This window comes from Paracoccus sp. SY (assembly GCF_002901215.1).
Classification (GTDB): Bacteria; Pseudomonadota; Alphaproteobacteria; order Rhodobacterales; family Rhodobacteraceae; genus Paracoccus; species Paracoccus acridae.
Window position 1 is genome coordinate 108,206 of sequence record NZ_NWMQ01000008.1, and the last position, 25,586, is coordinate 133,791.

General features: G+C 67.3%; 29 protein-coding genes and 1 tRNA gene. 18 read left to right on the forward strand and 12 right to left on the reverse strand.

The annotated features are described in order from the left end of the window. Positions 1–3 precede the first annotated feature (3 nt). Together CK944_RS09095 and CK944_RS09100 are read right to left on the reverse strand one after the other, a co-directional pair. Entirely contained in the window at positions 4–360 is a 357-nt protein-coding gene (locus tag CK944_RS09095; protein ID WP_103172743.1) for a response regulator transcription factor, read from the reverse strand. A gap of 74 nt (positions 361–434) precedes the next feature. Next, complete coding sequence (locus CK944_RS09100; RefSeq protein WP_103172744.1) at positions 435–1,691, reverse strand: helix-turn-helix transcriptional regulator; 1,257 nt, start codon at positions 1,689–1,691, stop codon at positions 435–437. A gap of 175 nt (positions 1,692–1,866) precedes the next feature. On the opposite strand from CK944_RS09100, the gene CK944_RS09105 reads away from it, so the two are divergent. The 5 genes from CK944_RS09105 (at position 1,867) to CK944_RS09125 (ending at position 6,938) form a co-directional block, all read left to right on the forward strand. After that, positions 1,867–3,270 (forward strand): short-chain fatty acyl-CoA regulator family protein, encoded by a 1,404-nt coding sequence (locus tag CK944_RS09105; protein WP_103172775.1) that lies wholly within the window; start codon positions 1,867–1,869, stop codon positions 3,268–3,270. 180 nt (positions 3,271–3,450) lie between these two features. Next, the gene (locus CK944_RS09110; protein WP_239986015.1) at positions 3,451–4,737 is read left to right on the forward strand and encodes a M23 family metallopeptidase; all 1,287 of its coding nucleotides are present in this window, start codon (positions 3,451–3,453) and stop codon (positions 4,735–4,737) included. Then, on the forward strand, positions 4,727–5,215 hold the full coding sequence (locus CK944_RS09115; RefSeq protein WP_103172746.1) for a polymer-forming cytoskeletal protein: 489 nt from the start codon (positions 4,727–4,729) through the stop codon (positions 5,213–5,215). The genes CK944_RS09110 and CK944_RS09115 overlap by 11 nt, the downstream gene beginning before the upstream one ends. Positions 5,216–5,365: 150 nt before the next feature. Further along, entirely contained in the window at positions 5,366–6,214 is an 849-nt protein-coding gene (locus CK944_RS09120) for a fumarylacetoacetate hydrolase family protein (protein ID WP_103172747.1), read from the forward strand. A gap of 1 nt (position 6,215) precedes the next feature. After that, positions 6,216–6,938 (forward strand): SDR family oxidoreductase, encoded by a 723-nt coding sequence (locus tag CK944_RS09125; protein WP_103172748.1) that lies wholly within the window; start codon positions 6,216–6,218, stop codon positions 6,936–6,938. On the opposite strand, the gene CK944_RS09130 is transcribed toward CK944_RS09125, so the two are convergent. From CK944_RS09130 to CK944_RS09145, 4 genes are all read right to left on the reverse strand, one after another. Then, positions 6,935–7,732, reverse strand: coding sequence for a DUF2189 domain-containing protein (locus CK944_RS09130; protein ID WP_239986016.1), 798 nt, complete (start codon positions 7,730–7,732; stop codon positions 6,935–6,937). The two genes, CK944_RS09125 and CK944_RS09130, sit on opposite strands and share 4 nt — an antisense overlap. A gap of 72 nt (positions 7,733–7,804) precedes the next feature. Further along, complete coding sequence (gene coaD, locus CK944_RS09135; protein ID WP_103172749.1) at positions 7,805–8,299, reverse strand: pantetheine-phosphate adenylyltransferase; 495 nt, start codon at positions 8,297–8,299, stop codon at positions 7,805–7,807. Between the two features lie 76 nt (positions 8,300–8,375). After that, a complete protein-coding gene (locus tag CK944_RS09140; protein ID WP_103172750.1) occupies positions 8,376–8,837 on the reverse strand; it encodes a CBS domain-containing protein in 462 nt (153 codons plus the stop codon). Between the two features lie 57 nt (positions 8,838–8,894). Further along, a complete protein-coding gene (locus CK944_RS09145; RefSeq protein WP_103172751.1) occupies positions 8,895–9,806 on the reverse strand; it encodes a LysR family transcriptional regulator in 912 nt (303 codons plus the stop codon). A 97-nt stretch (positions 9,807–9,903) separates the two neighbouring features. Between CK944_RS09145 and CK944_RS09150 the strand changes: the two genes are divergently transcribed. From CK944_RS09150 to CK944_RS09175, 6 genes are all read left to right on the forward strand, one after another. Continuing rightward, positions 9,904–11,403, forward strand: coding sequence for a CoA-acylating methylmalonate-semialdehyde dehydrogenase (locus CK944_RS09150; RefSeq protein ID WP_103172752.1), 1,500 nt, complete (start codon positions 9,904–9,906; stop codon positions 11,401–11,403). Positions 11,404–11,642: 239 nt separating this feature from the next. Beyond that, entirely contained in the window at positions 11,643–12,773 is a 1,131-nt protein-coding gene (locus CK944_RS09155; protein WP_103172753.1) for a carboxylate-amine ligase, read from the forward strand. A 63-nt stretch (positions 12,774–12,836) separates the two neighbouring features. Continuing rightward, entirely contained in the window at positions 12,837–13,982 is a 1,146-nt protein-coding gene (locus CK944_RS09160) for an acyl-CoA dehydrogenase family protein (protein ID WP_103172754.1), read from the forward strand. A gap of 3 nt (positions 13,983–13,985) precedes the next feature. Further along, complete coding sequence (locus CK944_RS09165; protein WP_103172755.1) at positions 13,986–14,993, forward strand: enoyl-CoA hydratase/isomerase family protein; 1,008 nt, start codon at positions 13,986–13,988, stop codon at positions 14,991–14,993. Beyond that, complete coding sequence (gene mmsB, locus CK944_RS09170; RefSeq protein WP_103172756.1) at positions 14,990–15,880, forward strand: 3-hydroxyisobutyrate dehydrogenase; 891 nt, start codon at positions 14,990–14,992, stop codon at positions 15,878–15,880. Before CK944_RS09165 ends, mmsB begins: the two co-directional genes overlap by 4 nt. A 65-nt stretch (positions 15,881–15,945) precedes the next feature. After that, the gene (locus CK944_RS09175; RefSeq protein ID WP_103172757.1) at positions 15,946–16,257 is read left to right on the forward strand and encodes a hypothetical protein; all 312 of its coding nucleotides are present in this window, start codon (positions 15,946–15,948) and stop codon (positions 16,255–16,257) included. Positions 16,258–16,270: 13 nt separating this feature from the next. On the opposite strand, the gene CK944_RS09180 is transcribed toward CK944_RS09175, so the two are convergent. Both CK944_RS09180 and CK944_RS09185 read right to left on the reverse strand, forming a co-directional pair. Continuing rightward, a tRNA-Gly gene (locus CK944_RS09180) sits at positions 16,271–16,344 on the reverse strand. A 41-nt stretch (positions 16,345–16,385) separates the two neighbouring features. Continuing rightward, the gene (locus CK944_RS09185) at positions 16,386–16,868 is read right to left on the reverse strand and encodes a nucleoside deaminase (protein ID WP_239986017.1); all 483 of its coding nucleotides are present in this window, start codon (positions 16,866–16,868) and stop codon (positions 16,386–16,388) included. An 80-nt stretch (positions 16,869–16,948) separates the two neighbouring features. Here CK944_RS09185 and CK944_RS09190 point away from each other — a divergent pair, with 80 nt between their 5' ends. After that, positions 16,949–18,541: a pseudouridine synthase gene (locus CK944_RS09190; protein WP_103172758.1), complete on the forward strand. Its 1,593-nt coding sequence runs from the start codon at positions 16,949–16,951 to the stop codon at positions 18,539–18,541. A gap of 33 nt (positions 18,542–18,574) precedes the next feature. On the opposite strand, the gene hemP is transcribed toward CK944_RS09190, so the two are convergent. Both hemP and CK944_RS09200 read right to left on the reverse strand, forming a co-directional pair. After that, positions 18,575–18,751 (reverse strand): hemin uptake protein HemP, encoded by a 177-nt coding sequence (gene hemP, locus CK944_RS09195; RefSeq protein ID WP_103172759.1) that lies wholly within the window; start codon positions 18,749–18,751, stop codon positions 18,575–18,577. A gap of 104 nt (positions 18,752–18,855) precedes the next feature. Next, positions 18,856–19,752 carry a zinc ABC transporter substrate-binding protein gene (locus CK944_RS09200; protein WP_371411660.1) on the reverse strand — a complete coding sequence of 299 codons (897 nt, stop codon included), beginning with the start codon at positions 19,750–19,752 and terminating at the stop codon, positions 18,856–18,858. A gap of 160 nt (positions 19,753–19,912) precedes the next feature. Here CK944_RS09200 and CK944_RS09205 point away from each other — a divergent pair, with 160 nt between their 5' ends. The 6 genes from CK944_RS09205 (at position 19,913) to CK944_RS09230 (ending at position 23,117) form a co-directional block, all read left to right on the forward strand. Continuing rightward, on the forward strand, positions 19,913–20,344 hold the full coding sequence (locus CK944_RS09205) for a Fur family transcriptional regulator (RefSeq protein WP_229665020.1): 432 nt from the start codon (positions 19,913–19,915) through the stop codon (positions 20,342–20,344). Further along, positions 20,341–21,090, forward strand: coding sequence for a metal ABC transporter ATP-binding protein (locus CK944_RS09210; protein ID WP_103172778.1), 750 nt, complete (start codon positions 20,341–20,343; stop codon positions 21,088–21,090). Before CK944_RS09205 ends, CK944_RS09210 begins: the two co-directional genes overlap by 4 nt. Next, the gene (locus CK944_RS09215) at positions 21,090–21,872 is read left to right on the forward strand and encodes a metal ABC transporter permease (protein ID WP_103172762.1); all 783 of its coding nucleotides are present in this window, start codon (positions 21,090–21,092) and stop codon (positions 21,870–21,872) included. Before CK944_RS09210 ends, CK944_RS09215 begins: the two co-directional genes overlap by 1 nt. 197 nt (positions 21,873–22,069) lie before the next feature. After that, complete coding sequence (locus tag CK944_RS09220) at positions 22,070–22,273, forward strand: hypothetical protein (RefSeq protein WP_370463831.1); 204 nt, start codon at positions 22,070–22,072, stop codon at positions 22,271–22,273. Between the two features lie 126 nt (positions 22,274–22,399). Then, the gene (locus CK944_RS09225; RefSeq protein WP_103172764.1) at positions 22,400–22,789 is read left to right on the forward strand and encodes a hypothetical protein; all 390 of its coding nucleotides are present in this window, start codon (positions 22,400–22,402) and stop codon (positions 22,787–22,789) included. A 52-nt stretch (positions 22,790–22,841) separates the two neighbouring features. Then, positions 22,842–23,117 carry a hypothetical protein gene (locus tag CK944_RS09230; protein WP_103172765.1) on the forward strand — a complete coding sequence of 92 codons (276 nt, stop codon included), beginning with the start codon at positions 22,842–22,844 and terminating at the stop codon, positions 23,115–23,117. Here CK944_RS09230 and CK944_RS09235 read toward each other — a convergent pair. Then, positions 23,114–23,476: a response regulator transcription factor gene (locus CK944_RS09235; protein WP_103172766.1), complete on the reverse strand. Its 363-nt coding sequence runs from the start codon at positions 23,474–23,476 to the stop codon at positions 23,114–23,116. The two genes, CK944_RS09230 and CK944_RS09235, sit on opposite strands and share 4 nt — an antisense overlap. A gap of 66 nt (positions 23,477–23,542) precedes the next feature. Beyond that, complete coding sequence (locus CK944_RS09240; protein ID WP_205049018.1) at positions 23,543–25,339, reverse strand: MFS transporter; 1,797 nt, start codon at positions 25,337–25,339, stop codon at positions 23,543–23,545. Positions 25,340–25,586: the final 247 nt, after the last annotated feature.

A 25,586-nucleotide genomic window follows, 5' to 3' on the forward strand; every position in this document is an offset into this window, starting at 1 on the left:
GGCTCAGTTCAGCATCCGGCGCACCATGGCGCGCAGGTCGTCATTGGCAAAGGGCTTGGCCAGAACCGCATCCGCCTGCGGCAGGTGCAACGAGGCCTGCCCCCGCGCGGTCAGCATCAGCACCGGCGTCGCGGCCAGGCTTGCGTCGTGATCGCCGCGCAGTTCGGCCAGGATTTCCGTTCCCGACCGATGCGGCAGCATCACGTCCAGGATCACCAGCCGGGGCTTGGCCCCCCGGATCGCCTCGATCCCGCCCAGGCCGTCGGAATGCAGTTCCACCTGCCAGCCTTCGCGGGTCAGGATGAAGCGCACCGCCTCGGCGATGTTGGGTTCATCCTCGATCATCAGGATGTCGAGCATCGCGCCAAGGCCCCCTCCCTCCGGCGTTTCGGTGCATAATGTGACGCCAGGGTCAGGGCTGTCAAAGCCTGTCTTCACGCGGTGGCCAGGATCGAGGGTTCGCGCCGCGCCACGCAATCCGCGCGCGGGCAGATCCGGCAGGCGGGACCGATCAGCAGGTCCGGGCGGCCGGATGATCCCGGATCCTCGGGCAGGATCAGCATCTGCGCCTGCGTCAGGACCGGCCCGTCCGTGCCCAGGGGCTGAAGGCGGGTGGCAAGGCTCAGGGTGCGGAAGCGGCGGCCCGACGGCGCCTCGACCAGCCGGGCGATGGCGGTCTGGGGGGCGGCAAGCGCCTGGAACAGCGGCCACAGGGGGCAGGCGTCGCCCGGGCGGGGCAAGGGAAAGCCCGGCGCGGGACGGCGCAGGATCAGCGCGCCCGACCCGTCGCAGACCAGCAGGCCCGCGGATTCGAAGCCAGCGGGCTTCAGCACCGCCAGACGCCGCATGACCAGATCCAGCGGCTGGCGCAGGCGCGCGGCCATGCGCAGCGGATCGGGATCCTCGGCCGCAACCGCCAGGACGGCGTCGGGCAAGGCCGCGCGCTCATCCTCCAACCCCCGCAGATGGACACGCGCCAGGGCGCGCGCGGCGTCCGAGGCAAGGTCGCCCGCCTCCTCGACCGGGGGGGCGCCGGCGGCCAGCCAGGCCTCGACCTCCTCCTGCGGGGTGAAGATCGCGTCCTGGGTGTCGAAGCTGTCCAGATAGGCCACAAGCGCCTGCGCCGTGTTCGAAAGGCGCAGGCTGTCCGCATCCAGATTGGCATGGAACCGTTGCCGCCAGTCGGGCGGGATCTCGCCCCCCTCGGCCAGGATCGAGGCGGTGGACCGGACCGAGGTGACGGCGGACAGAACCTCGTGAAGCGTGGTCAGCAGATAGGGGTCCTGCCGCATCCGGTCCGACAGGGTGACAAGCTGGCGTTCCAGCGCGTCGGCCCGCCGCGCGGTGGCGATCAGGGCCGCGCCCCAGCCGGGAAAGCGGGCCAGCAGTTCGGGCGCCTGGTCCAGTTCCGGGGCCACGTCGTCGGGCAGGCGCACGGCAGCCTCCCGCAGGGCGGCGATCTGGGCCTCCTCGCGGCCTTCGGCCAGTTCCGCGGCCGATACCTCCAGCGCGGCGGCCAGGCGCAGGACCAGATGGTCGCCCACCGGGCGGCGGTTGTGTTCGATCAGGTTCAGATAGGCGGCCGAAATCCCCGCCGCCCGCGCGACATCCGCCTGCCGCCGCGACAGCGCCAGGCGGCGTTCGCGGATGCGGGTTCCGGTCAGGATGCGGCTGCCGCTGCGTTGTTTCATGGCGCAATGAAAGCCCGGTGGGACGGGCTTCGCAAGCGGCAACGATATCTTAGGATGTTCGCGCGATGATCCCCCCATGATCCTGACTCGCGCCCTTCCCTTCCCCATCATCGCGGCCCTTGCCCTGGCCGCTTTGCAAACGCTAATGCGGCTTTTGCAAAGGTGGGGGGACGTCATGGCCACGCAGAAGATCTATGCAGGCACTTCCTTGCGCGAAACGCGGGCGCGCAGCGGGCTGACCCAGAAGCGGTTCGCGGACCGGCTGGGGGTGTCGCTGCCCTATCTGTCGCAGATGGAAAACAACCACCGCCCGATCTCGGTGGGCGTGCTGCTGCGGCTGGCCCAGGAATTCGGGGTGGACCTGTCCACGCTGGCGGCGGGCGATGCGGAACGCATGGTGATCGACATGCAGGAAGCCCTGGCCGATCCCCTGTTCGATGCCGTTCCGCCCCTGGCCGACCTGCGCCTTGCCGCCACCAACGCGCCGGTGCTGGCCCGCGCCTTCCTGGATCTTTACCGCGCCCACCGGCAGGGCCAGGAACGCCTGGCCGCCCTGGACGAGGCGATCGGTGCCTCGGGGCAGAACGCCCTCTCCACCCCGTGGGAGGAGGTGCGCGACTTCTTCCATTATTGCGACAACTATATCGACGCGGTGGACCGCGCGGCGGAACGCTTTGCCTGCCCGGCGGGACAACGGCTGGATCCGTGGGATGCGGGCGTGGCGGCCCTGGCGCAGCGCGGCATCCGCGTGACGCGCGCCGAACTGCCCGCCAATGCCGTGTTCCGCCGCACGGGCTCCGAAATCCACGTCAATGCCGCCGCCGAAAAGCCGACGCAGCTGTTCCAGTTGCTGCACCTGGTTGCCCTGGAACGTCAGGCCGACCTGTTGGAGGCGACGCTGGATCTGGCCCGCTTCCGCAGCCAGACCGCGCGAGACGTCGCGCGGGTGGGCCTTGCCAACTATTTCGCGGGGGCGGCGCTGATGCCCTATCGCGCGTTCCTGTCTGCCGCGCAGGCGGAACGGCACGACCTGGAACGGCTGTCGCATCTGTTCGGCGCCTCGCTGGAACAGGTGGCGCATCGGCTGTCCACCCTGCAACGGCCGGGGGCCAAGGGGGTGCCCTTCTTCTTCGTGCGCGTCGATCAGGCCGGCACCATCACCAAGCGCCATTCCGCCACCCGGCTGCAATTCGCCCGCTTCGGCGGCGCCTGCCCGCTGTGGAACGTCCACCAGGCGTTCGAGCAGCCGGGCCGCTTTCTGCGCCAACTGGCGGAAACGCCGGACGGGGTGCGCTATCTGCTGATGTCGCGCGACGTGTCCAAGCACGCGGGCGCCTTCAACGCGCCGGTGCGCCGCTTTGCCATCGGCCTGGGCTGCGAAGTGGCCCATGCGGGCAGCGTCGTCTATGCCGACGGGCTGGATCTGACCAAGCCGCGGGCCTTCGAACCCATCGGGATCTCCTGCCGGATCTGCCCGCGTCCCGATTGCCATCAGCGTTCCGTGCCGCCCATTGACCGCCCCTTGCGCATTCCAGGGGATCGGAACGGACCACTACCTTATGAAATTTCCGAGACTTAGAAGCTATATCTTGCGTGGTTCGGCGGATTCTCGCCCGGCGGGGCGATGTTCCGCGCATGAAGGGAACCGAAATCATCGCCCTTGTTGCCAGGAAGGCACACATGGGCTTAACCCGCTGCAACTGGAACCAGATCGCCCGAAAAGATCGGGCAGGCCGTCGGGGGACATGACTTGCCAAACGTGACGAACCGCCTCAACGCTTCGCTGGAACGCGTCCTGCCCGAAAAGCGCCTGTTCCTGCGGTCGGATGACGATAGCCGGTTCGTTCGCCTGCGCCCCTTGACGCAACTGGCCGCGATCAGCGGCATCACCCTGGCCTTCGGCTGGACGCTGGTTGCCAGTTCGGTCCTGGCCATCGACGCGATCAGTGCCGGATCGTCGCGCGACAGCATCGTCATCACCCAGTCCGCGTTCGAGGAAAGGCTGGCCGAACTGTCCCAGGAACGCGACGCCCGCGCGGCCGAGGCGCTTGCCGCCCAGAACCGCTTTGCCGCAGCCCTGGACCAGGTGTCGCAGATGCAGTCCCAGCTGCTGCAATCCGAAGAACAGCGCCGCGAACTGGAAGCCGGGCTTGACGTCGTTCAATCGACCCTGCGCAACGCGATCAGCGAACGCGACAGCGCCCGCGCCATGGCCCAGGCCACGGGTGTCCAGCCCGACACCGCCCACCCCGAGGAGGTCACGGCCGCCCTGGACATCATGACCGGCGAACTGCGCCAGGCGGCCGACGAACGCGCCACCGCCCTGCAAGAGGCCGAGGCCGCCCGCCAGACGGTCGAGGAACTATCCCTGGAACGCGAACAGATCCTGGCGCGCAACGATGAAATCCTGACCCAGCTGGAAAACGCCGTGGCCATCTCGGTCGAGCCGCTGGACGATGTGTTCCGGTCCGTCGGCATGGACCCCGAGGATGTGCTGGAAACCATCCGCGAAGGTTACTCCGGCCAGGGCGGTCCGCTGACCCCGATGGGCCGTTCGACCCGCGGTAACGCGGCACTGACCAACGGCGAATCCAAGGCAAACCAGATCATCGTCACGCTGGACCAGATGAACACCTATCGCATCGCCATGGAAAAGCTGCCGCTGGCGATGCCGCTCAAGAATTCCTTCCGCTATACCTCGGGCTTCGGGCGCCGCTGGGGACGCGCGCATGAAGGCATCGACATGGCCGCCCCGACCGGCACGCCGGTCGTTGCCCCCGGCGACGGGGTCGTGACCTTTGCCGGCCGTCAGGGCGCCTATGGCAACCTGATCAAGATCGAACACGAACTGGGCGTCGAAACCCGTTACGGCCACCTGTCGCGGATTCGTGTCCGGGTGGGCCAAAGGGTGTCGCAAGGCGAGCTGATCGGTGATATTGGCAACACAGGACGCTCGACCGGGCCGCACCTGCACTATGAAGTGCGCATGAACGGTCGGGCCGTTGACCCGATGAGCTTCATCAAGGCTGCGAGCAATGTTCAGTAAGACCCGAGTGACCGAAAAACCCCAGACACCCACCGCCCCAAGCGTCCCTGCACCCGAATCCTATCAGGCCCCCTTGCCCGAGCGCGGCGAATCCCCGGTTTCGTCGCCTGCGCGCAAGGCCGCGCCATCGGTCCTGTCCTCGGATCTGACCGTGGTGGGAAACATCCGTACCGAAGGTGACATCCAGATCGAGGGCACGGTCGAGGGCGACATCCGCGCCCATCAGCTGGTGATCGGCGAAAGCGCCACCATTCGGGGCGAAATCGTGGGCGACGAGGTCGTCGTGAACGGCCGCGTGGTGGGCCGGGTCCGCGGCCTGAAGGTGCGCCTGTCGGCCTCTGCGCGGGTGGAAGGCGACATCATCCACAAGACTATCGCGATCGAATCCGGCGCGCATTTCGAAGGCTCGGTCCAGCGGCAGGAAGATCCGATCGCCAACGGACCCACGAAGAAGCTGGCGCCCCCGGTTTCGGAGTAAACATCCTGTTCGGACATGACGGCCCGCCCCAGTGCGGGCCGTTTTTCCGTGCCGACTTTCGCCCGCTGTCGCATAAAGCATCGGGCAATCAGGGAAAATCGCGCGGCGCCACTTGGGCTAGGCTTTGCCCGGCAACGCAGGGGAGGATGCATGAAACTTGTCAGATATGGCGCGAAGGGCGCAGAGAAGCCGGGACTTCTGGACGATGAGGGCCAGGTGCGCGACCTTTCGGCGCATGTTTCGGACATCGCGGGCGACTGCCTGACGCGCCGGGGCCTGGCTGCGCTTCGCGCCCTGGATCCGGCCACGCTGCCGCTGGTCGCGGGCAGTCCCCAGCGGGATCTGCGCCTTGGCGCCTGCGTGGGTCAGGTGGGCAAGTTCCTGGCGGTGGGCCTGAACTATGCCGACCATGCCGCCGAATCCGGGATGGATGTCCCGGCCGAGCCGATCCTGTTCACCAAATGGACAAGCTGCATCGCCGGGCCGGACGACGACCTGCCCCTGCCCCCGGATTCGACCGCGACCGACTGGGAGGTCGAGTTGGGCATCGTCATCGGCGACGGCGGCAGCCATATCGCCCCGGAACGGGCGGCGGATCATATCGCCGGCTATTGCGTGATCAACGACATCAGCGAACGCGACTGGCAGTTGCGGCGCGGCGGCACCTGGGACAAGGGCAAGGGCCATGACGGCTTTGGTCCCATCGGTCCCTGGCTGGTCACGGCGGACGACATTCCGGACCGGCGCGCCCTGCGCCTGTGGCTTGAGGTGGACGGCCACCGTTTCCAGGACGGCACCACCGCGACGATGGTGTTCGGGCCCGAGGAGATCGTGTCCTATGTTTCTCGCTTCACGACGCTGCATCCGGGCGACGTCATCGCCACCGGCACGCCGCCGGGCGTCGGCATGGGGCAGAAGCCGCCGGTCTATCTGCGCCGGGGCCAGGTCATGCGGTTGGGTATCGACGGCCTGGGGCAGCAACAGCAGAAGGTGGTCTGACATGGAACAGGCGCGATCCATCATCATCACGGGCGCGGGCAGCGGCATCGGGCGGGCCACCGCGCGGCGCTTTCTGGCCGCAGGCTGGCGGGTCGCCCTGCTGGGACGCAGGGAAGACGCCCTGCACGACACGGCGGACGGCGCCCCCGCGCTGATCCTGCCCTGCGACGTGACGGATGAGGGTGCCGTGGACAGCGCCTTTGACCGCGCCCATGCGGAATGGGGCCGCCTCGACGTGCTGTTCAACAATGCCGGGCGCGGGGCGGACCCTGCGACGCCGGACCAGATGAACCCCGGCACCTTCCGGGACGTGATCGCGACCAATGTGACGGGCATGTTCCTGTGCGCCCGCGCGGCATTCCGGTTGATGCGCGGGCAACACCCGCAAGGTGGGCGGATCATCAACAACGGATCCATCGCGGCCCATGCGCCGCGCGCCGGGTCGGTCGCCTATACGACCTCGAAGCACGCGGTCACGGGGCTGACCAAGTCCCTGTCGCTGGACGGGCGCCCCTTCGACATCGCCTGCGGACAGATCGACATCGGCAATGCGGCGACCGAATTGCTGATGCAGGTCAGCACCGGTGCGCCGGGCACTGAGCCGCTGATGGATGTCGCGGTCGTTGCGGATGCCGTGCTGCACATGGCCAGCCTGCCCGATGGCGCCAACGTGCAGTTCATGACGGTGATGGCCACCAACATGCCCTTCATCGGACGGGGCTAGTCCGCCATCACCCGGCGATAGACATGCCAGCTTGCGTGGCCCAGCACCGGCAGCACGACCAGCAATCCAAGAAATCCCGGCAGGATCGCCAGGAACAGCCAGATCGCGATCATCGCCGCCCAGACAGCCATGACGCCCGGGTTTTCCGCCACCGCGCGGCATGAGGTGATGATGGCGGTGATGAAATCGACCTCTCTCTCCATCAGCAGGGGCAGGCCCACGACGGTGAAGGTGAACAGCACCACCGCGAAGCCGCCGCCGATGATCGTGCCCAGGACCAGCATGACCAGCCCCCTGCCCTGCAGCAGCACCTCGGGTGATGAGGTGATGTTGGTCAGCGCCGACACGCCCATGAACAGCGCGAAGACCGTATGGGCCACGAAGACCCAGAACATGAACAGCAGCAGGATCACCATCGCCATCGACGGGATCTGGCGCTGGCGCTGTTCGAAGACCACGCGCAGGATGCGGGGGGTGTCCAGGGGTTCGCCGGCCTCGATCCGGCGGCTGACCTCGTAAAGGCCCGTCGCCGCGAAGGGGGCGATCAGCGGAAAGCCCAGGATGAAGGGGATCAGCCACCAGTCCTGCCCCGACGCAAGGGCGACCGAGGCCAGGGCCCAGCCGCCCAGGACATAGAAGGCCGAAAACACCAGCCCGAAGACGGGTGCGCGGCGAAAGTCGCGCCAGCCCAGGGTCAGGGCCTGTGACAGATCCGACAGGGCGATGTGTCGGGGATCGGGGATCTCATCGGGCAGGTTGTGGTGATCGCGCGCGGGCAAGTCGGATCGGGTCAAGGATCCCTCCGGTATCAGGACAAGGCGCGCGTTCGGGAACGATGCTAGCAGCGCGGCGAATTGCCGCAAGCCCTATCCGCGATACCGGTTGACCAGGGCCTCGGCCACGGAGGGCGTCACGAATTTCGACACGTCGCCGCCCAGGCGGGCGATTTCCTTGACCAGCTTCGATGCGATGGCCTGGCGGCGGGCATCGGCCATCATGAAGACGGTCTCGATGCTGGCGTCCAGCGCGCGGTTCATGCCGACCATCTGGAATTCATATTCGAAATCGGCGACCGCGCGCAGTCCGCGCACGATCACCTGGGCGCCCACGTCGCGGGCGCAGTCGATCAGCAGGTTCTCGAAGGGATGAACGACGATCTCGCCCCCGGTGCGGGCGGCGATCTGTTCGCATTCGGCCCGAACCATGGCCACCCGTTCCTCGAGCCCGAACAAGGGCGACTTGTCACGGTTGATGGCGACGCCGATGACAAGACGATCCACCAGGGCCATCGCGCGCTGAATGATGTCGACATGGCCCAGCGTGATCGGATCGAACGTGCCGGGGTAAAGACCGATGCGCATGGATGGGCGCCCTTATGCTTGCCTGCCATGCAGGGAAAACCGATTTCCGCCGCGATGGCAAGCGTTTGGCGCTGGATCAGGCCCCCATGATCATGCCGGTCAGCGCCTCTTTCTCGGCCGCAAGCTCCTGAAGCCTGCCGCTGACCGCGTCGCCGATGGACACCACCCCCAGCATGTTGCCGTCGCCATCGACGACCGGCAGGTGGCGGAAGCGTCCCTGCGTCATGCGTTCCAGGATCACAAGGGCGTCGTCGCCCATGGTGCAGGTCTGGACGTCGCGAGTCATCACCTCGGCGATGGGGGTGGACAGCACGTCAGGGCCATGGGCGCCAAGTTGCCGGACGATGTCGCGTTCGGAGAGGATGCCCTGCGGTTTCCTGCCGTCCTCGGACACCACCACGGCGCCGATGCGCTTTTCCGACAGCATCTTCGCCGCCTCGGCCAGGGTCGCATCGGGACGGATGGTCACGATCGTCTGCGCCTCGATCCCCGGCTTGCCCGAATTGGATTTCATCGACAGCATCTGGTTGACAAGCATGGGGCATCCTCCACGGCGGTTGTGCTAAGGCCATCATTTTCCCCGAATCGTGATCCGTCAAGGGCGACAAAGGCGTGACCCGACAACCTGGGATTCCAGCCGCGCCACCTCGGCCCGCAGGCCCTGGGCCAGCAGTTCCGCCAACAGCGTCAGGCGGCGGGACGCGCGGTCGTCGGCATGGCGGACCAGCCAGAAGCTGCGCTTCAGCGCGATGCGGTCGGGCAGCACCAGTTCCACCCCCGGCGCGAAGGGAATGGCGAAGTCGTGGACGATCCCCAGCCCCGCCCCGGCCCGGATCGCCTGCATCTGGACGGACACCGAATTCGACGTGATCGCCGCCACCTGCACCCCGGTTTCCGACAGATAATCCAGTTCCCGGTCGAAGATCATGTCGGGAATGTATCCGATCATCCGGTGATCGCGCAGGTCGGGCAGGTCGCGGATCGGTGCGGCATCGCGCAGGTAATCCCCATGCGCGGCCAGGTGCAGGTGGTAATCGGTCAGCCGCTGCACGGTCAGCCGCCCCGTGTCGGGCGGGGACACGGCCACCGCCATGTCGGCCTCGCGCTTGGTCAGGTTCACCACGCGCGGCAGGGCGACGATCTGGATTTCCAGCCCCGGATGGGCAGCGCACATATCGCGCGCCACCTGCGGCAGCAGATAGTTCGCGCAACCGTCGGGCGCGCCGATGCGAAGCTGGCCTGTCAGCCCGGCCTCCCGCCTTACCGCCTCGGCCGCGGCATTGGCGCCCTGCTCGGCCGCCTCGGCGGGGGCGACCAGCCGCGCCCCCTCGGCCGTCAGGACATAGCCTTGGGGGGTCTTGGCGAACAGCGCGGCACCCACCGCCCGTTCCAGCCGCGCGATGCGCCGCCCGATGGTGGAGGCGTCCATGCCCAGCCTGCGGCCCGCCCCCGACAGGCTTTCGGTCCGCGACACCGCCAGGAAGATGCGCAGGTCGTCCCAATCCATGCCCGCCCCTTTGCAAAAGCGCAAAACGTCTTTGCCATCCTTCCCCTTTATCTGGCAAATCCGCAAGGCTAGGCTGCGGCCAACCAAGGAGGATGCGATGAAAGAGATTCACCACTGGATCGACGGCAAGGAATACAAGGGCACGTCCGGGCGGTTCAGCGACGTCTTCAACCCCGCCACGGGCGAGGTTCAGGCGCGCCTGTCCCTGGCCACCAAGGCCGAGCTTGACCACGCCGTCGAACGCGCCGCCGAGGCGCAGGTGAAATGGGGCGCGACCAACCCGCAGCGCCGCGCCCGCGTGATGATGGAGTTCGTGCGCCTCATCAACCGCGACATGGACAAGATGGCCGAGGCGCTGTCGTCCGAACACGGCAAGACCTTCCCCGACGCCAAGGGCGACATCCAGCGCGGGCTTGAGGTGATCGAGTTCTGCATCGGCGCGCCGCATCTGCTGAAGGGCGAATTCACCGACAGCGCCGGCCCCGGCATCGACATGTATTCCATGCGCCAGCCGCTGGGCGTCGTGGCGGGCATCACGCCCTTCAACTTCCCGGCCATGATCCCGCTGTGGAAGATGGGCCCTGCCCTTGCCGCCGGCAACGCGATGATCCTGAAGCCGTCCGAACGCGACCCCTCCGTGCCGCTGATGCTGGCCGCGCTGCTGCAGGAAGCGGGCCTGCCCGACGGCGTCTTGCAGGTCGTCAACGGCGACAAGGACAGCGTGGACGCGATCCTGGACAACCCGGTGATCCAGGCCGTGGGCTTTGTCGGATCGACCCCGATCGCGCAATACATCTATGAACGCGCGGCGGCGACCGGCAAGCGCGCGCAGTGCTTCGGCGGCGCCAAGAACCACATGATCATCATGCCGGACGCCGATCTGGACCAGGCGGCCGACGCCCTGGTCGGCGCGGGCTATGGCGCGGCGGGCGAACGCTGCATGGCGATCTCGGTCGCGGTCCCGGTGGGTGAAAAGACCGCCGACGCCCTGATCGAACGGCTGGTCCCCCGGATCGAGAAGCTGAAGGTCGGCCCCTATACCGCCGGCAACGACGTGGACTATGGCCCGGTCGTGACCAAGGCGGCCAAGGAAAACATCCTGCGGCTGGTGCAGTCGGGCATCGACCAGGGCGCGGAACTGGTCATCGATGGCCGCGACTTCAACCTGCAGGGATACGAGAACGGCTTCTTCGTCGGCCCGCACCTGTTCGACCGCGTGACCCCCGACATGGACATCTACAAGACCGAGATCTTCGGCCCGGTCCTGTCCACCGTCCGCGCCGGTTCCTATGAGGAAGCCATCGGCCTGGCGATGAGCCACGAATATGGCAACGGCACCGCGATCTATACCCGCGATGGCGACACGGCGCGCGATTTCGCCAGCCGCATCAACATCGGCATGGTGGGCATCAACGTGCCGATCCCGGTGCCGCTGGCCTATCACACCTTCGGCGGCTGGAAGAAATCGGGCTTCGGCGACCTGAACCAGCACGGCCCCGACGCCTTCCGCTTCTATACGCGGACCAAGACGGTGACGGCCCGCTGGCCGTCCGGCATCAAGGAAGGCGGGGAATTCAACTTCCGCGCCATGGACTGAAACGGAAAAGGGCGGGGTTCGAACCTCGCCCTTCTGCCATGTGGCGTCTGGCGATCAGGTCCGCTGGCGCCGGCGCGACAGGGCCAGGCCACCCAGTCCGGCCAGCAGCAAGGTTCCCCTTACCGCAGACCGCCCGCATTCCCTGGGGAAAAGTCGCTTCGGGACAGGAAAGCTGCGGCCTGCCCTTGCATGGGCGGGCGGCACGGGGTTCCATTGGTCCAAACCATCAAGGCCCGCCCATGACCGACGCACCCGACCTGACCCTTGGCATCGAGGAAGAATACCTGCTGGTCAGCCCAGACACGGGCGATCTGGCCCCCGCGCCCGATGCGATGATGGCCGCCTGCCGCGACGCCTTGGGCGACCGCTTCAGCCCCGAGTTCCTGCGCTGCCAGGTCGAGGTCGGAACGCCCGTGTCCGCCGACATCGCCGAGGCGCGCGGGCATCTGGCACATCTGCGCCGCACGGTGGGACGGATCGCGGGCGACTACGGCCTCGCGCCGATTGCGGCATCCTGCCATCCCTTCGCGGACTGGCGCGATCAGTTCCATACCGACAAGGACCGCTATCACCAGTTGTCGCGCGACATGGGGGCGGTGTCGCGGCGGATGCTGATCTGCGGGATGCATGTCCATGTGGGGATCGAATCGCCCGCCCAGCGGATCGACCTGATGAACCAGATGACCTATTTCCTGCCGCATCTGCTGGCGCTGTCGGCCTCCAGCCCCTTCTGGCAGGGCAGCGACACCGGCCTTGCGTCCTATCGCACCACGGTGTTCGGCGGGATGCCGCGGACGGGCTTTCCCCCGCAATTCGGCGGCTGGGACGAGTTCGAGCGGTCGGTGCAGGTTCTGGTCGGCCTGGGCGTCCTGGAGGACAGCAGCAAAATCTGGTGGGATCTGCGCCCGTCGTCCCGGTTCCCGACGCTGGAAACGCGGATCTGCGACGCCTCGCCCCGCCTGGAGGACACGATCACCCTGGCCGCGCTGAACCAGGCCACGCTGCGGATGCTGTGGCGCCTGTCGCGGCAGAACCAGCGGTGGCGGCAATACGACCCCTTCCTGATTGAGGAAAACCGCTGGCGCGCCACCCGATACGGCATGGCCGAGGGGCTGATCGACTTTGGCGCCGGGCGGATCATTCCCTTTGCCGAGGGGCTGGAGGAATGGCTGGCCCTGATCGCCCAGGATGCCGACGCCCTGGGCAGCCAGCCGCAGGTCGCCCGGGCGCGAGAGATGGCGGCCTCCGGCGGGTCCGCCGCCCGACAACGCGCCGTGCTGTCGCAAGCCATGGCGGCAGGCGCCACGCCCCCCGAGGCGATGCGCGAACTGGTCCGGCATCTGATCGCCGAGTTCCATCACGGTCTGTGACCTTGCCAAGCCCCCGCCTGGTGTTGCAATTAAACGCATGTTCAATTTCATGGGGATGAGGACATGGATTTCGCCCTGACCGAGGAACAGGCCGCCATCTTCGACATGGCGCGCGATTTCGGCGCGGATCGCATCGGCCCCCATGCCCATGACTGGGAAAGGCAAGGCACCATCCCGCGCGATCTGTGGGCCGATGTGGCAGCCCTTGGCCTTGGCGGGCTGTACGTGTCCGAGGATCATGGCGGATCGGGCCTGTCGCGGCTGGACGGGGTGCTGGTCTTCGAGGCGCTGTCGATGGCCTGCCCCTCGGTCGCGGCATTCCTGTCGATCCACAACATGTGCGGCGGCATGATCGACAAGTTCGGGTCGCCCGACACCAAGGCCCGCTGGCTGCCCGGCCTTTGCAGCATGGAGAAGGTCTTCAGCTATGCCCTGACCGAACCCGGCAGCGGATCGGACGCCGCCGCCCTGCGGACACGGGCGGACCGGACGGACGGGGGCTGGCGGCTGAACGGGACCAAGGCCTTCATCTCGGGCGGGGGCTATTCGGACGCCTATATCGCCATGGTCCGCACCGGGGGCGATGGCCCCAAGGGCATCAGCGCGGTGATCGTCGAAGACGGCACCCCCGGCCTGTCCTTCGGCGCGCCCGAGGACAAGATGGGCTGGCGTGCCCAACCCACCGCGCAGGTCCAGTTCGACGATTGCCAGATCCCTGCCGACAACCTGCTGGGCGAGGAAGGGCGCGGCTTTGCCTATGCCATGGCGGGGCTTGACGGCGGGCGGCTGAACATCGCGGCGGCGGCGCTTGGCGGTGCGCAGGCGGCGCTTGACGCATCCCTGACCTATATGGGCGAACGCCGCGCCTTCGGGCAAAGCCTGGACCAGTTCCAGGCGCTGCAATTCCGCCTGGCCGAGATGGAGACCGCGCTGCAATCGGCGCGCATCTTCCTGCGCCAGGCGGCCTGGAAGCTTGACACCGGCGCCCCGGATGCGACCAAGTTCTGCGCGATGGCCAAACTGCACGTGACCGACCGCGCCTTCGAGGTCGCGAATGGCTGCCTGCAACTGCATGGCGGATACGGCTATCTGGCCGACTACGGGATCGAGAAGATCGTGCGCGACCTGCGCGTGCATCAGATCCTGGAAGGCACGAACGAGATCATGCGCCTGATCGTCGCGCGGGCGATGCTGGCCGAACGGGGGTAAGACGTGGAAGACCTGAACATCCGCAAGGCGGGCCGCGCCGGGCGCATCACCTTCACCCGGCCCAAGGCGCTGAACGCGCTGAGCCACGAGATGGCATTGGCGATCCATCGCGCCCTGGACGGCTGGCGCGACGACCCGGATGTGGCGCTTGTCATCATCGACGCCGAGGGGGACCGGGCCTTCTGCGCGGGCGGCGACATCGCGGCGGTCTATCGCGCCGGGCTGGCGGGCGAACACGCGACGGGGCAACGCTTCTTCGCCGACGAATACCGCATGAACGCGGCCATCGCGGATTATCCGAAACCCATCGTCGCCTTCATGCAGGGCTTCGTGATGGGCGGCGGCGTGGGCGTGGGGGGACATGCCAGCCACCGCATCGTCGGCGACACGACCCAGATCGCCATGCCCGAATCCGGCATCGGCCTGATCCCCGACGTGGGCGGCACCTGGCTTCTGTCCCGCGCGCCGGGCCGGATCGGCGAATACCTGGCGCTGACGGGCGCGCGGATGGGCGCGGGCGACGCGATCCATGCGGGCTTTGCCGACACCTATCTGCCCGAAGCCGAATGGCCCGACCTGATCGCCCGGCTGGAGGATACCGGCGACGTCTCGCTGATCGAGGGTGGGGACGCGCCGACCGCCCCCCTGCGCACGATGGACCTGTCGCCCTTCGCCCAGGAAACCCTGGCCGACATCATCGACGCCCTTGAGCAGGACGGCAACGCCCAGACCCTCAAGATCCTGCAGGCCAATTCGCCCCTGTCGATGGCGGCGGGTCTGGCCATGGTGCGGGCGGCGCGGGGCGACGGCCGGATGCAGGAATCGCTGGCCCGCGAATACCGCTTCACATATCGCGCGACGCAGGACACCGATTTCCTGGAAGGCGTGCGCGCGCAGATCATCGACAAGGACCGCAAGCCCAAATGGATGGCCGATGCCAGCCCCGACAATGTCGCGGCGCTGCTGGCGCCCCTGGGACCGAACGAACTGACCTGGAGTGAACCGGCATGAAGATCGCATTCATCGGACTTGGCAACATGGGCGCGCCGATGGCGCTGAACCTGGCGCAGGCCGGGCATGAGGTCACGGGCTTCGACACCGCCGCCCGGCCCGAGGGGCTGACCCTGGCCGACAGCGCCGCCAAGGCTGCGGAGGATGCCGATGTGGTCATCACCATGCTGCCCAACGGCCAGATCCTGCGCATGGTGGCAGATCAGGTGATCCCGGCCATGAAGCGCGGTGCGGTCCTGTGCGACTGTTCCACCGTGGACGTGGACAGTGCCCGCGCGGTCGCGGAACAGGCCCGTGCAGCGGGCCTCGGGGCACTGGATGCGCCGGTCTCGGGCGGGATCGGCGGGGCGCAGGCCGGGACGCTGACCTTCATGGTGGGCGGGCCGGACGATGCCTTCGCAACGGCCCAGCCGCTGTTCGATATCATGGGCCAGAAGGCCGTTCATTGCGGCGACGCGGGTGCCGGCCAGGCCGCCAAGATCTGCAACAACATGATCCTGGGCGTGACCATGATCGCCACCTGCGAGGCCTTTGCCCTTGCCGACAAGCTGGGCCTCGACCGGCAGAAGATGTTCGACGTCGTGTCCACATCCTCGGGGTACAGCTGGTCGATGAACGCCTATTGCCCGGCGCCGGGCGTGGGTCCGAAATCGCCCGCAGACAACGACTACAAGCCCGGTTTCGCCGCCGAACTGATGCTGAAGGACCTGAACCTGTCGCAGGCGGCGGCGTCCTCGGCCGGGGCAGACACGCCGATGGGGGCGCTTGCGCAACAGCTTTATCACCGCTTCGTCGAACAGGAGGACGGGCGCGGGCGCGACTTTTCGGCAATGTTGCCACGCTTCGTGAATAAAAACCGCGAACAAGACGGAACCGTGACAGGATAAGGGAACCAGGGCGCCGCCTTTCCGGTTTTTCCCAGACGAACGGACGGACAAGCCGGACCAAGGACATGATACGCAAGGTGATGGCGATCGCGACCGCTGCCGTGGCAGCCACGCTGATCGCCCTTTTCAGCAACCACACGCCGCAGGCGCAGGAAACGATCCGGGCCAGCGCCCCGCTGTCCGCGGCGCGTCCCCTCATGCCCGGCGACATCCTGCCGGCCGAGAACGTCGATTTCATCGAGATGCCGGGCATCTATGGCCTGGGATCGGAACTGCCCGGCAGCCGGTATGCGATCGTCGATGGCCACCTGGTCCGCGTCAACCCCAACACGATGCAGCTGCAATCCATCCTGCGAAGGGGCAGCACCGTCGAGTGAAATGGAGGGGGTTTGGAGCGGGTGATGGGAATCGAACCCACGTATTCAGCTTGGAAGGCTGCTGCTCTACCATTGAGCTACACCCGCATGGCGGCAGGTATAGCCATGCCGCGCGACGGGTGCAACCGTCATCGGCGGCTTTGAAAGAACCCCATCAGAAGCGCCCGCGCCGGGTCGGCGCCGATCCCGTCATAAACCTGGGGGCGATGATGGCATTGCGGATGGTCGAACACGCGCGCCCCATGTTCGACGCCGCCCATGCGCATGTCGCTGGCCCCGTAATACAGCCGCCCGATCCGCGCGGCCGATATCGCCGCCGCGCACATCGGACAGGGTTCCAGCGTCACCCACAGGTCATGGCCCGGCAGCCGTTCGGACCCGGCGGCCCGGCAGGCGTCGCGAATCGCCAGGATCTCGGCATGGGCCGTGGGATCGGACAGTTCGCGCGTCCGGTTTCCCGCCGCCGACACCACACGGCCGCCGGGGGCCACCACCACCGCGCCCACCGGAACCTCGCCCCGACGGGCGGCGGCCCTTGCCTGGTCAAGCGCCAGCGCCATATGAGAGGTGAAGCGGGTCATGCCCGCTTGTCGCAAGGGCGCGGCAGCCATGCAAGTCGCCCTTTCCTTGCCCCGCCGCGCCCGATAGAAGCGCGGCTTTGCCACCGCAGCGATGCGCAGGAGATATCGCCATGACCGACAACAGCACCCCGAAATCCGCCGACCAGACCCCCATCCCGGCCTCTGCCCCGGCCCCCGACCGCATCGCCAAGGTGATGGCCCGCGCCGGCGTCGCCAGCCGCCGAGAGGCCGAGCGCATGATCCTGGAAGGCCGCGTCTCGGTCAACGGCAAGAAGATCGACAGCCCCGCGCTTGACGTTCTGCCCACGGACCGGATCGTCGTGGACGGCAAAAAGCTGGACGAGCCGCAGGAAACCCGGCTGTGGCTGTATTACAAGCCGCTGGGCCTGGTGACGACCGAATCGGACGAAAAGGGCCGGCAGACGGTGTTCGACGCCCTGCCCCGCGACCTGCCGCGCGTGATGACGGTGGGCCGGCTTGACCTGAACTCCGAAGGCCTGCTGCTGCTGACCAACGACGGAGAGCTGAAGCGCCGGCTGGAGTTGCCCTCGACCGGCTGGCTGCGGCGTTACCGCGTGCGCGTGAACGGCACGCCCAGCGACATGACCTTCGCCCCCCTGCGCCGCGGTGCGACCATCGACGGCGAGGAATTCGCCCCGATGGAGATCAAGCTCGACAGCCAGCAGGGGGCGAACGCCTGGCTGACCGTCGGCATCCGCGAAGGCAAGAACCGAGAGATCCGCCGGGCCATGGCCCATGTCGGGTTGCAGGTGAACCGCCTGATCCGCATCGGCTATGGCCCCTTCAAGCTGATCGGCATGGAAAAGAACGAGGTCGTCGAGGTCAAGAAGCGCGTGCTGCGCGACCAGCTTGGCGGGCTGCTGACCGGCGAGGAGACCGCCCCCAAGGAACGCGAGATGCGCCCGCGCGGCGCGGAAGGCCCGCGCGGCCCCCGCCGCGACGACGGCGACCGCCCTGCCCGCAGCTTCCGCAGCGAGGGCGGCGGCGAAAGCCGCTTCGGCCGCAAGCCGGGTCCGCGGGATGACGGCGACCGGCCCGCCCGTCCCTGGTCCGGCAAGCCCCGGTCCGAGGACGGCGGCGACCGTCCGCAGTTCCGCGGCAAGCGCCCGCAGGGCGACGGGGACCGTCCCGCCCGACCCTGGTCCGACAAGCCCCGCGCGGATCGCGACAGCACGTCCGGCGACCGTCCCCGCTTCGGCAAGCCCGCCGGCGACCGCCCGGACGGCAAGCCGGCCTACAAAGCCCGGGGCGACCGCCCCGAAGGCGGCTTCAAGCCACGCAGCGACAGGCCCGAGGGTGGCTTCAAGCCCCGGGGCGATCGTCCAGAGGGTGGCTTCAAGCCACGCGGCGACCGGCCCGAAGGCGGTTTCAAGCCTCGGGGTGATCGTGCGGAAGGTGGGTTCAAGCCCCGCCGCGATGCCGATGACGCCGGGCGGGGCTTCAAGCCGCGGGCAGAGGGAAAGCCCGGCGACAAGGGGTTCAAGCCGCGCGGCGACCGGGCCGAGGGCGGCTTCAAGCCTCGGGGCGACGGTCCGCGTCCGGGCGGAAAGCCCGGCGGGGATCGCAAGCCCTTTGGCAAACCGGGTGGACCAAAGCCCGCGCGCGGGGGTGCCGGGGGTGGCTTTTCGGGCAAGCCCGGCGGTCGTCCAGGTGGGCGGCCGGGCGGCAAGCCGCGCGGCTGAGGGATCTTTCCCGGCCCCAGGGCCGGGGCAGACTTACTTTGTCAGGATAAGCTTGCCGGCGCGCGTGATGCGAAGCTGATACATCTGGTCGTCCAGGATGATCAGCGCCTGGTTGCCCCCCCGGGTCAACTGGGTCGCGTCATGCTGGGGGATCCGGGCCAGGACGCTGGTGCCGGGTTGCGCGAAGTCTGCGGGACGTACTGCGGTCATGATCAGCCTCTTGGAATTGGGGTCCGTCTTCCTTCACCTGAAATCTGACCAATTCAGTCTGGATTGTCAAAGTAAAAGAGTCGGAAATATGCCGAAGGGCGGATTTACTCCGACAGGCAGTCGCTGATGGTTCCCGCCATCTGCGCAAGGATCTGCCCGTAAAGCTGCGGCCCCGGCTCAAGATCGCCGCCTTCGGGCATCAGTTCGCTGCCGGCCCGGATCGAACTGCCTTCCGTCACGGCCTGCACCAGCTTGGGCTCGCTGCCATATTCGGGAAAGGCGCAGATGGCGTGCCCATCCGTGATGCGGGCGCGAATCTCTTTCAACCTTGCAGCCGAAGGGGTGCTGGCATCGCCCAGCGAAACCGCGATGGCCGGCTCAAGGCCGAAATGTTCGGTGAAATAGCCGTAGGCATCGTGAAAGACGACAAACGTCGCCCCGGCATGGGGCTGAAGCTGCGCGCGCAGGTCTTGATCAAGGCGGCGGATCTCCTCGGCCGCGGCCGCTGCGTTCTGCCTGTAGGCGGTTGCATTGTCGGGATCGGCCTTCTCCAGCGTGTCGGCAATGGCTGCGACCCAGGCTTGCGCGTTGTCCGGGTCCAGCCAGGCATGAGGATCCACGCCGCCATGCGCGTGATCGTGGTCATGATCGTGGTCGTGGTCGTGCCCGTCGTCGTACCCGCGCAAATGGGTGCCCGGCACGTCCAGCAGACGCAGTTGCGCGACATCGCCCCCGACCAAGGATGCGGCGCGGTCCAGCCAGGGCGTCAGTTCCGGTCCCGTCCAGACCAGCAGCCCCGCGTCCTGCAAGCCCCGCGCGTCCGAGGGGCGCATCTGGTGGTGATGCGCGCTTGCCCCCTTTGGCAGCAGCACCTGCACCTGCCCCAGGTCCCCCATCACCTGCTGGACCAGCGAGGCTGTGACGGGCGTGTCCACCACCACCTGCGGTGGTTCGGCCAGCACGGGACCGGCGGCCAGAAGGCCCAGGGCGGAAAGGGTCATGCGCATCATGTCACCTCGACAGGTTGGTTTCTTGCAGGGCCATGCTTATTCATGTTACATCATAACAAGTCAAACAGAATGTGATAAAGTAACAGTATTGCCCGATCCTGATCCTCATTCCGCCTTTGCCCCGCACGATCATCGGGCCTGCGAGACCCGCGTGCTTGACCAGGCCCGCGACCGGCTGGCCGCCAACGGCGCCCGCCTGACTCCTGTCCGGCAGCGGACGTTGGAGATCCTGCTGGAATCGCATCGCGCCATGGGCGCCTATGAGGTGCTGGACCGCCTTGCGGCCGAAGGCTTCGGCCGCCAGCCGCCCGTCGCCTATCGCGCGCTGGAGTTTCTGGTCGAACACGGGCTGGCGCATCGCCTGCAACGGCTGAACGCCTTTGCGGCCTGCCTGCATCCGGGCCATGACCACGCGCCCGCCTTCCTGATCTGCCGGGAATGCGACATGCTGGCCGAACTGCCCGCCGCGCCCGTGCGCGACGCGCTGACGGAACTGGCCGCTGAATCAGGCTTCCAGGTCGAACGCGCCACGATCGAGGCCCTTGGCCTTTGCCCCGCCTGCGCCGACGCGGCCCGGCCATGACCGCCCTGATCCAGGCCAGCGGCCTGACGATCCTGCGTCCCGGCGGGTCCGAAACGGTCCTGCAAGGCGTCGATTTCCAGATCCGTCCCGGAGAGATCGTGACGGTCGTGGGGCCGAACGGGTCGGGCAAGTCCTCGCTGGTGCGCGCGCTGCTGGGGCATATGCCGCTGGCGGCGGGCCGGGTCGAACGCAGGCCGGGGCTGCGGATCGGCTATGTCCCGCAGCGCGTGCAGGTGGACACCACCATCCCCATGACCGTGCGCCGCTTCCTGTCCCTGCCCCGGCGCGTGGGCGACCGCGACGCGGCCCGTGTCCTGGCCCGCACGGGGGTCGAGGGGGTCGAGGCCCGCCAACTGACCCAGCTTTCGGGCGGGCAGTTCCAGCGTGTCCTGCTGGCCCGTGCGTTGCTGCACGACCCACAGCTTCTGGTTCTGGACGAACCGACGCAGGGGCTGGACCAACCGGGCATCGTCGCCTTCTACAAGCTGATCGAGGAGGTGCGCCGCCAGACCGGCGCGGCCGTCCTGATGGTCAGCCACGACCTTCTGGTGGTGATGCGCGCCTCTGACCGGGTGATCTGCCTCAACGGCCATGTCTGCTGCGAGGGCACGCCCCAGCATGTCAGCAGCGCCCCCGAATACCGCGCCCTGTTCGGGGCCGAATCCGAAGGCACGCTGGCGCTGTATCGCCACCACCACGATCATGACCACGATCACGATCACCACCACCACGCCGGGGCGCATTGATGCTGGACGATTTCTTCATCCGCGCGGTCCTGGCGGGCCTGGGCATCGCGGCCGTGGCCGGGCCGCTGGGCAGCTTCGTCGTCTGGCGGCGCATGGCCTATTTCGGCGATGCCACCGCCCATGCGGCGATCCTGGGCGTGGCGATCAGCCTGGCCTTCCAGGTCTCGATCTATGCCGGGACGATGCTGGTCGCGCTGGCGATGGCCCTGGCGGTATCGGCCCTGGTTGCGCGGGGACAGGCAATGGACACGATGCTGGGCGTGCTGTCCCATTCCGCCCTGGCGATCGGGCTTGTCGCCATCAGCTTCGTGCCGCAGGCCCGGTCTGACCTGTCGGCCTATCTGTTCGGCGACATCCTGGCGGTGGGCCGGGGCGACCTGGCGCTGATCTGGGCGGGGGCTGCCGGGGTGCTGGCGCTGCTGGCCTGGCGGTGGCAGCGGCTGCTGACCGCCTCCCTGAACGAGGAACTGGCCATGGCCGCGGGAATAGACCCCAGGGTCGAACGGCTGGTCCTTTCCCTGGCCCTGGCCGTTCTGGTGGCCTTGTCGATTCGAGTCGTCGGATCGCTGCTGATTTCGGCCATGCTGATCGTTCCTGCAGCAGCCGCCCGCGGATTGTCGCGCAGCCCCGAACGCATGGTCGGCAACGCCACGCTGATCGCCGCCTTGGCGGTGATGGGAGGATTGTGGGCCAGCCTTCATCTGGACACTCCTGCCGGCCCCTCGATCATCACGGCCGCTGCAGCTATTTTCATGGTGTCCCAAGCGTTTCGCCGGGCCTAGTGCAGGATTGCAACACCTTGTCCGCACGCCATTTCAGGGCGGAACTGATGGTCGGCAAGGGTGTTGGCCAATATGCAACAGTTGCCGCGAACCAGCGACGGATTTGAACCAATGCAGCTTTCAAACGTCTGGGGATTGTGTAACTGTCGCCTCGATGTTGCCGGTGACGGCAGCCTTCAACGAAACGGAGCATGATCATGACCAAATTCGCTACTTTCGCTGCCGCTCTCGGCCTGACCGCCACCTCGGCTCTGGCTGGTGGCTATGTCGCCCCCGTCGTCGACGTCGAGCCCGTCGTTGTCGAGGAGCGTCCCGCTTCGACCAACGCTGGCCTGGTTGTCCCGGCCCTGCTGCTGCTGGGCGTCATCGCCGCCGTTGCTTCGGACGACGACGACAGCTGATTTCTGAACGGAACTTCGGTTCCGTCAGGTATAAGGGCTGGCCTTGGGCCAGCCCTTTTTCGTTGCGCCTCGACAGGATGCCTGTGCGGGCGTAGCATCGTCCCGATCCTGCGGGCAGATGGAGGTATGATGCGCGGCCTTCTGATCCTGGGCATTCTGGCCTGGCCGCTGACGGCCTCCGCGCAGTCCGACACCGAGGACGGCATCGGGCTTGTCGAACGCGGCCTGGGGATCATCGCCGAAAACCTGTGGAATGAATTCGGCCCGCAGCTGAACCAGCTGGGCCAGGGCATGGGCGGAGCGCTGGCGGATCTGGCGCCGGTCCTGGATGATCTGTCGGTCCTGGTCGATGACCTGGGCAACTACCAGGCACCCGAGCGGCTGGAGAACGGCGATATCGTGATCCGCCGCAAGCCCGGCGCACCGCCTCCTCCGCCCCTGGGGGCCGGCGAACCGGACGCCCCCGATGATCCGCAGCTTCCCATCGACCCCGACCAGCCTGAAATCCCCCTGTAGACCGCGCCTTGCCGGATCGGGTAAGCTGCGGAAAAACAAGGGGGATGGATCAGTGGGCGACTTGTTGGCGGCGCAGGCCGGGGATTTGTTTCGGATCGGCTTGCTGGTGGCATTGCTTTTGACCACCCTGCGCAATCGCCCCATCACGGGGATGCTGCTGCCCCTGGTGGCGGGCGCGGTCTTCGTGGCGGTGATCATCCCGCTGACCGGCGCCACGACACGGCCCGAACCGATGACCACCCAGGTTCTGGCGGGGCTGCTGGTGAATGCGATCTATATCGCGATCGGCCTGGGGCTGTGGTCGCTGTGGCAGAAACGCGGGCGCTAGGCCAGCAGCCGCATCATTTCGGCACGCAGCTCGGACAGTTCGAACGGCTTGGCGATAAAGCCGTCCGCACCCAAGGCCAGGCCGCGCCGCTTTTCCACCACGGATCCCCGCGCGGTCATCAGAAGGATGCGCACGTCCGACATGCCGGGATCGGCGCGCAGCAGTTCCACGATCTCATAGCCCGACATGTCGGGCAGCATCACATCCAGCAGCACCAGGTCGGGCCGTTCCGCACGGATCGCCGCCACGGCGGCCCCGCCCTGGGATAGCCGGGAATGGGCATGGCCGTCGCGGGCCAGCAGGAATTCCAGGGCCATGGCGATGTTGTCCTCGTCCTCGACAACCAGAATGCGCGCCATGAGCCAAGCTTTCCTGGACAGCAGGGAAAATGCCGGGCCGGGGATCGCCCCCGGCCCGGATCGGGATCAGACGTTGTCGTCCGCGAAGATGTCCTTCTTGTGGCTGTCGTTCGGCACGAAGATCGCCCCGATGATCACCGTCATCACGGCGATCACGATCGCATACCACAGGCCCGCATAGATGTTGCCGGTCTGGGCCGAGATCGCGAAGGCGGTCGCGGGCAGCAGGCCGCCGAACCAGCCGTTGCCGATGTGATAGGGCAGCGACAGGCCGGAGTAGCGGATGCGGGTCGGATAAAGCTCGACCAACTGCGCCGCGATCGGACCATAGACCATCGTCACCAGCACGATCAGATAGGTCAGGATCAGCACGACCTGGATGTTCTGGCCCTTGAAGATGTCGAAGAAGTGGTTGGCCTTGGCGATCGTGGTGTTGTCGGCGGCCGTCAGCGGATAGCCGGCGGCGGTCAGGGCCGCGTTGACTTCGGCGGTGAAGCGCGCCTTTTCGGCCGCCAGGGCATCGCCCGTCAGCGTGTTGGCGTCATAGGACTGGATCACCGTCTCGCCGATCTGGACCGACGCGATCGTGCCCGCGGGCGCATCGATCGTTTCCTGGACGTTCACCGACGACCGCGACAGCGCGGCTTTCAGGATGTCGCAGCTGTTGTTGAACTGCGCGGTGCCGACCGGGTTGAACTGGAACGAGCAGTCGTCCGGCGCGGCCGTGACCGTGACGGACGTGTTCTGCGCCGCAGCCAGCGCGGGGTTGGCGACGCTGGTCAGCATCGGGAAGACCCACATATAGGTTGCGGCGGCCAGGGCGCAGCCGCCCAGGATGATCGGCTTGCGGCCGATGCGGTCGGACAGCGAGCCGAAGAAGATGAAGCCCGCGGTGCCCAGGATCAGCGACCAGGCGACGAAGACGTTGGCGCTGAACTGATCGACCTTCACGACGTTCTGGATGAAGAACAGCGCATAGAACTGGCCCGAATACCAGACCACGGCTTGCCCGGCGGTCAGGCCCAGCAGCGCGATCAGGGCGATCTTGCCGTTCTTCCAGTTGCCGAAGGCTTCCTTCAGCGGCGCCTTGGACTGCGCGCCTTCTTCCTTCATCTTCTTGAAGGCCGGGGATTCGTTCATCTGCAGGCGGATATAAAGCGAGATCAGCAACAGGAAGACCGAACCCAGGAACGGAATGCGCCAGCCCCAGGCCTTGAACGGCTCCAGCATGACCTGCGCGCCGGTGGCGTCCAGCAACGGCTGGCCGTCCAGGCCCAGCTGCGGCACGGCCGGATAGTTCGCGTTCACATAGGAGGTGACCAGCAGGATCACCACCAGCGACAGCAGCAGGCCCAGCGTGGCGGTGGTCTGGATGAAGGACGTGAAATAGCCGCGCTGACCCTGCGGCGCGTGTTCGGCCACATAGACCGCAGCCCCGCCATATTCGCCGCCAAGCGCCAGGCCCTGCAGCATCCGCAGCACGATCAGGATGATCGGCGCGGCGATGCCCCAGGACGCATAGCCGGGCAGCAGGCCGACCAGGAAGGTCGAGAAGCCCATGATCAGGATGGTGGCCAGGAAGGTGTATTTCCGGCCGATCAGGTCGCCCAGGGCGCCGAAGACCAGGGCGCCGAAGGGACGCACCAGGAAGCCCGCGGCGAAGGCCAGCAGGGCGAAGACGTTGCGCGTGGCCTCGGGGAAGGCGGTGAAGAACTGCGCCCCGATGATCGCCGCCAGCGAACCATAGAGATAGAAGTCATACCATTCGAAGATAGTGCCCGCGGACGAGGCCAGGATGACCTTCTTTTCCTCGGACGTCATGGGACGCGAACGGGTCGTCGCGTCGGGCGATGCATAAGCCATCAATCCTCCTCCTGTTGAACCAGCCGCCGGCTGGCATGGGATTCCGACGGTCAAGCCTTCTCCGGCCGCGATTCAGGGTGAATCGCGTTTGGGGGATTGCTCGTCGGATCGGTATGGCGGCACCCGGTTCCTCCTGCCCGGAGGCCGCCTTGTCATGGGGCGCGTGGCCCCGCTTGCGTCAGGCCCTGTTCATCCGGTTGGCGATCAGGTCGTCCACCACCTCAGGTTCGGCCAGGGTCGAGATGTC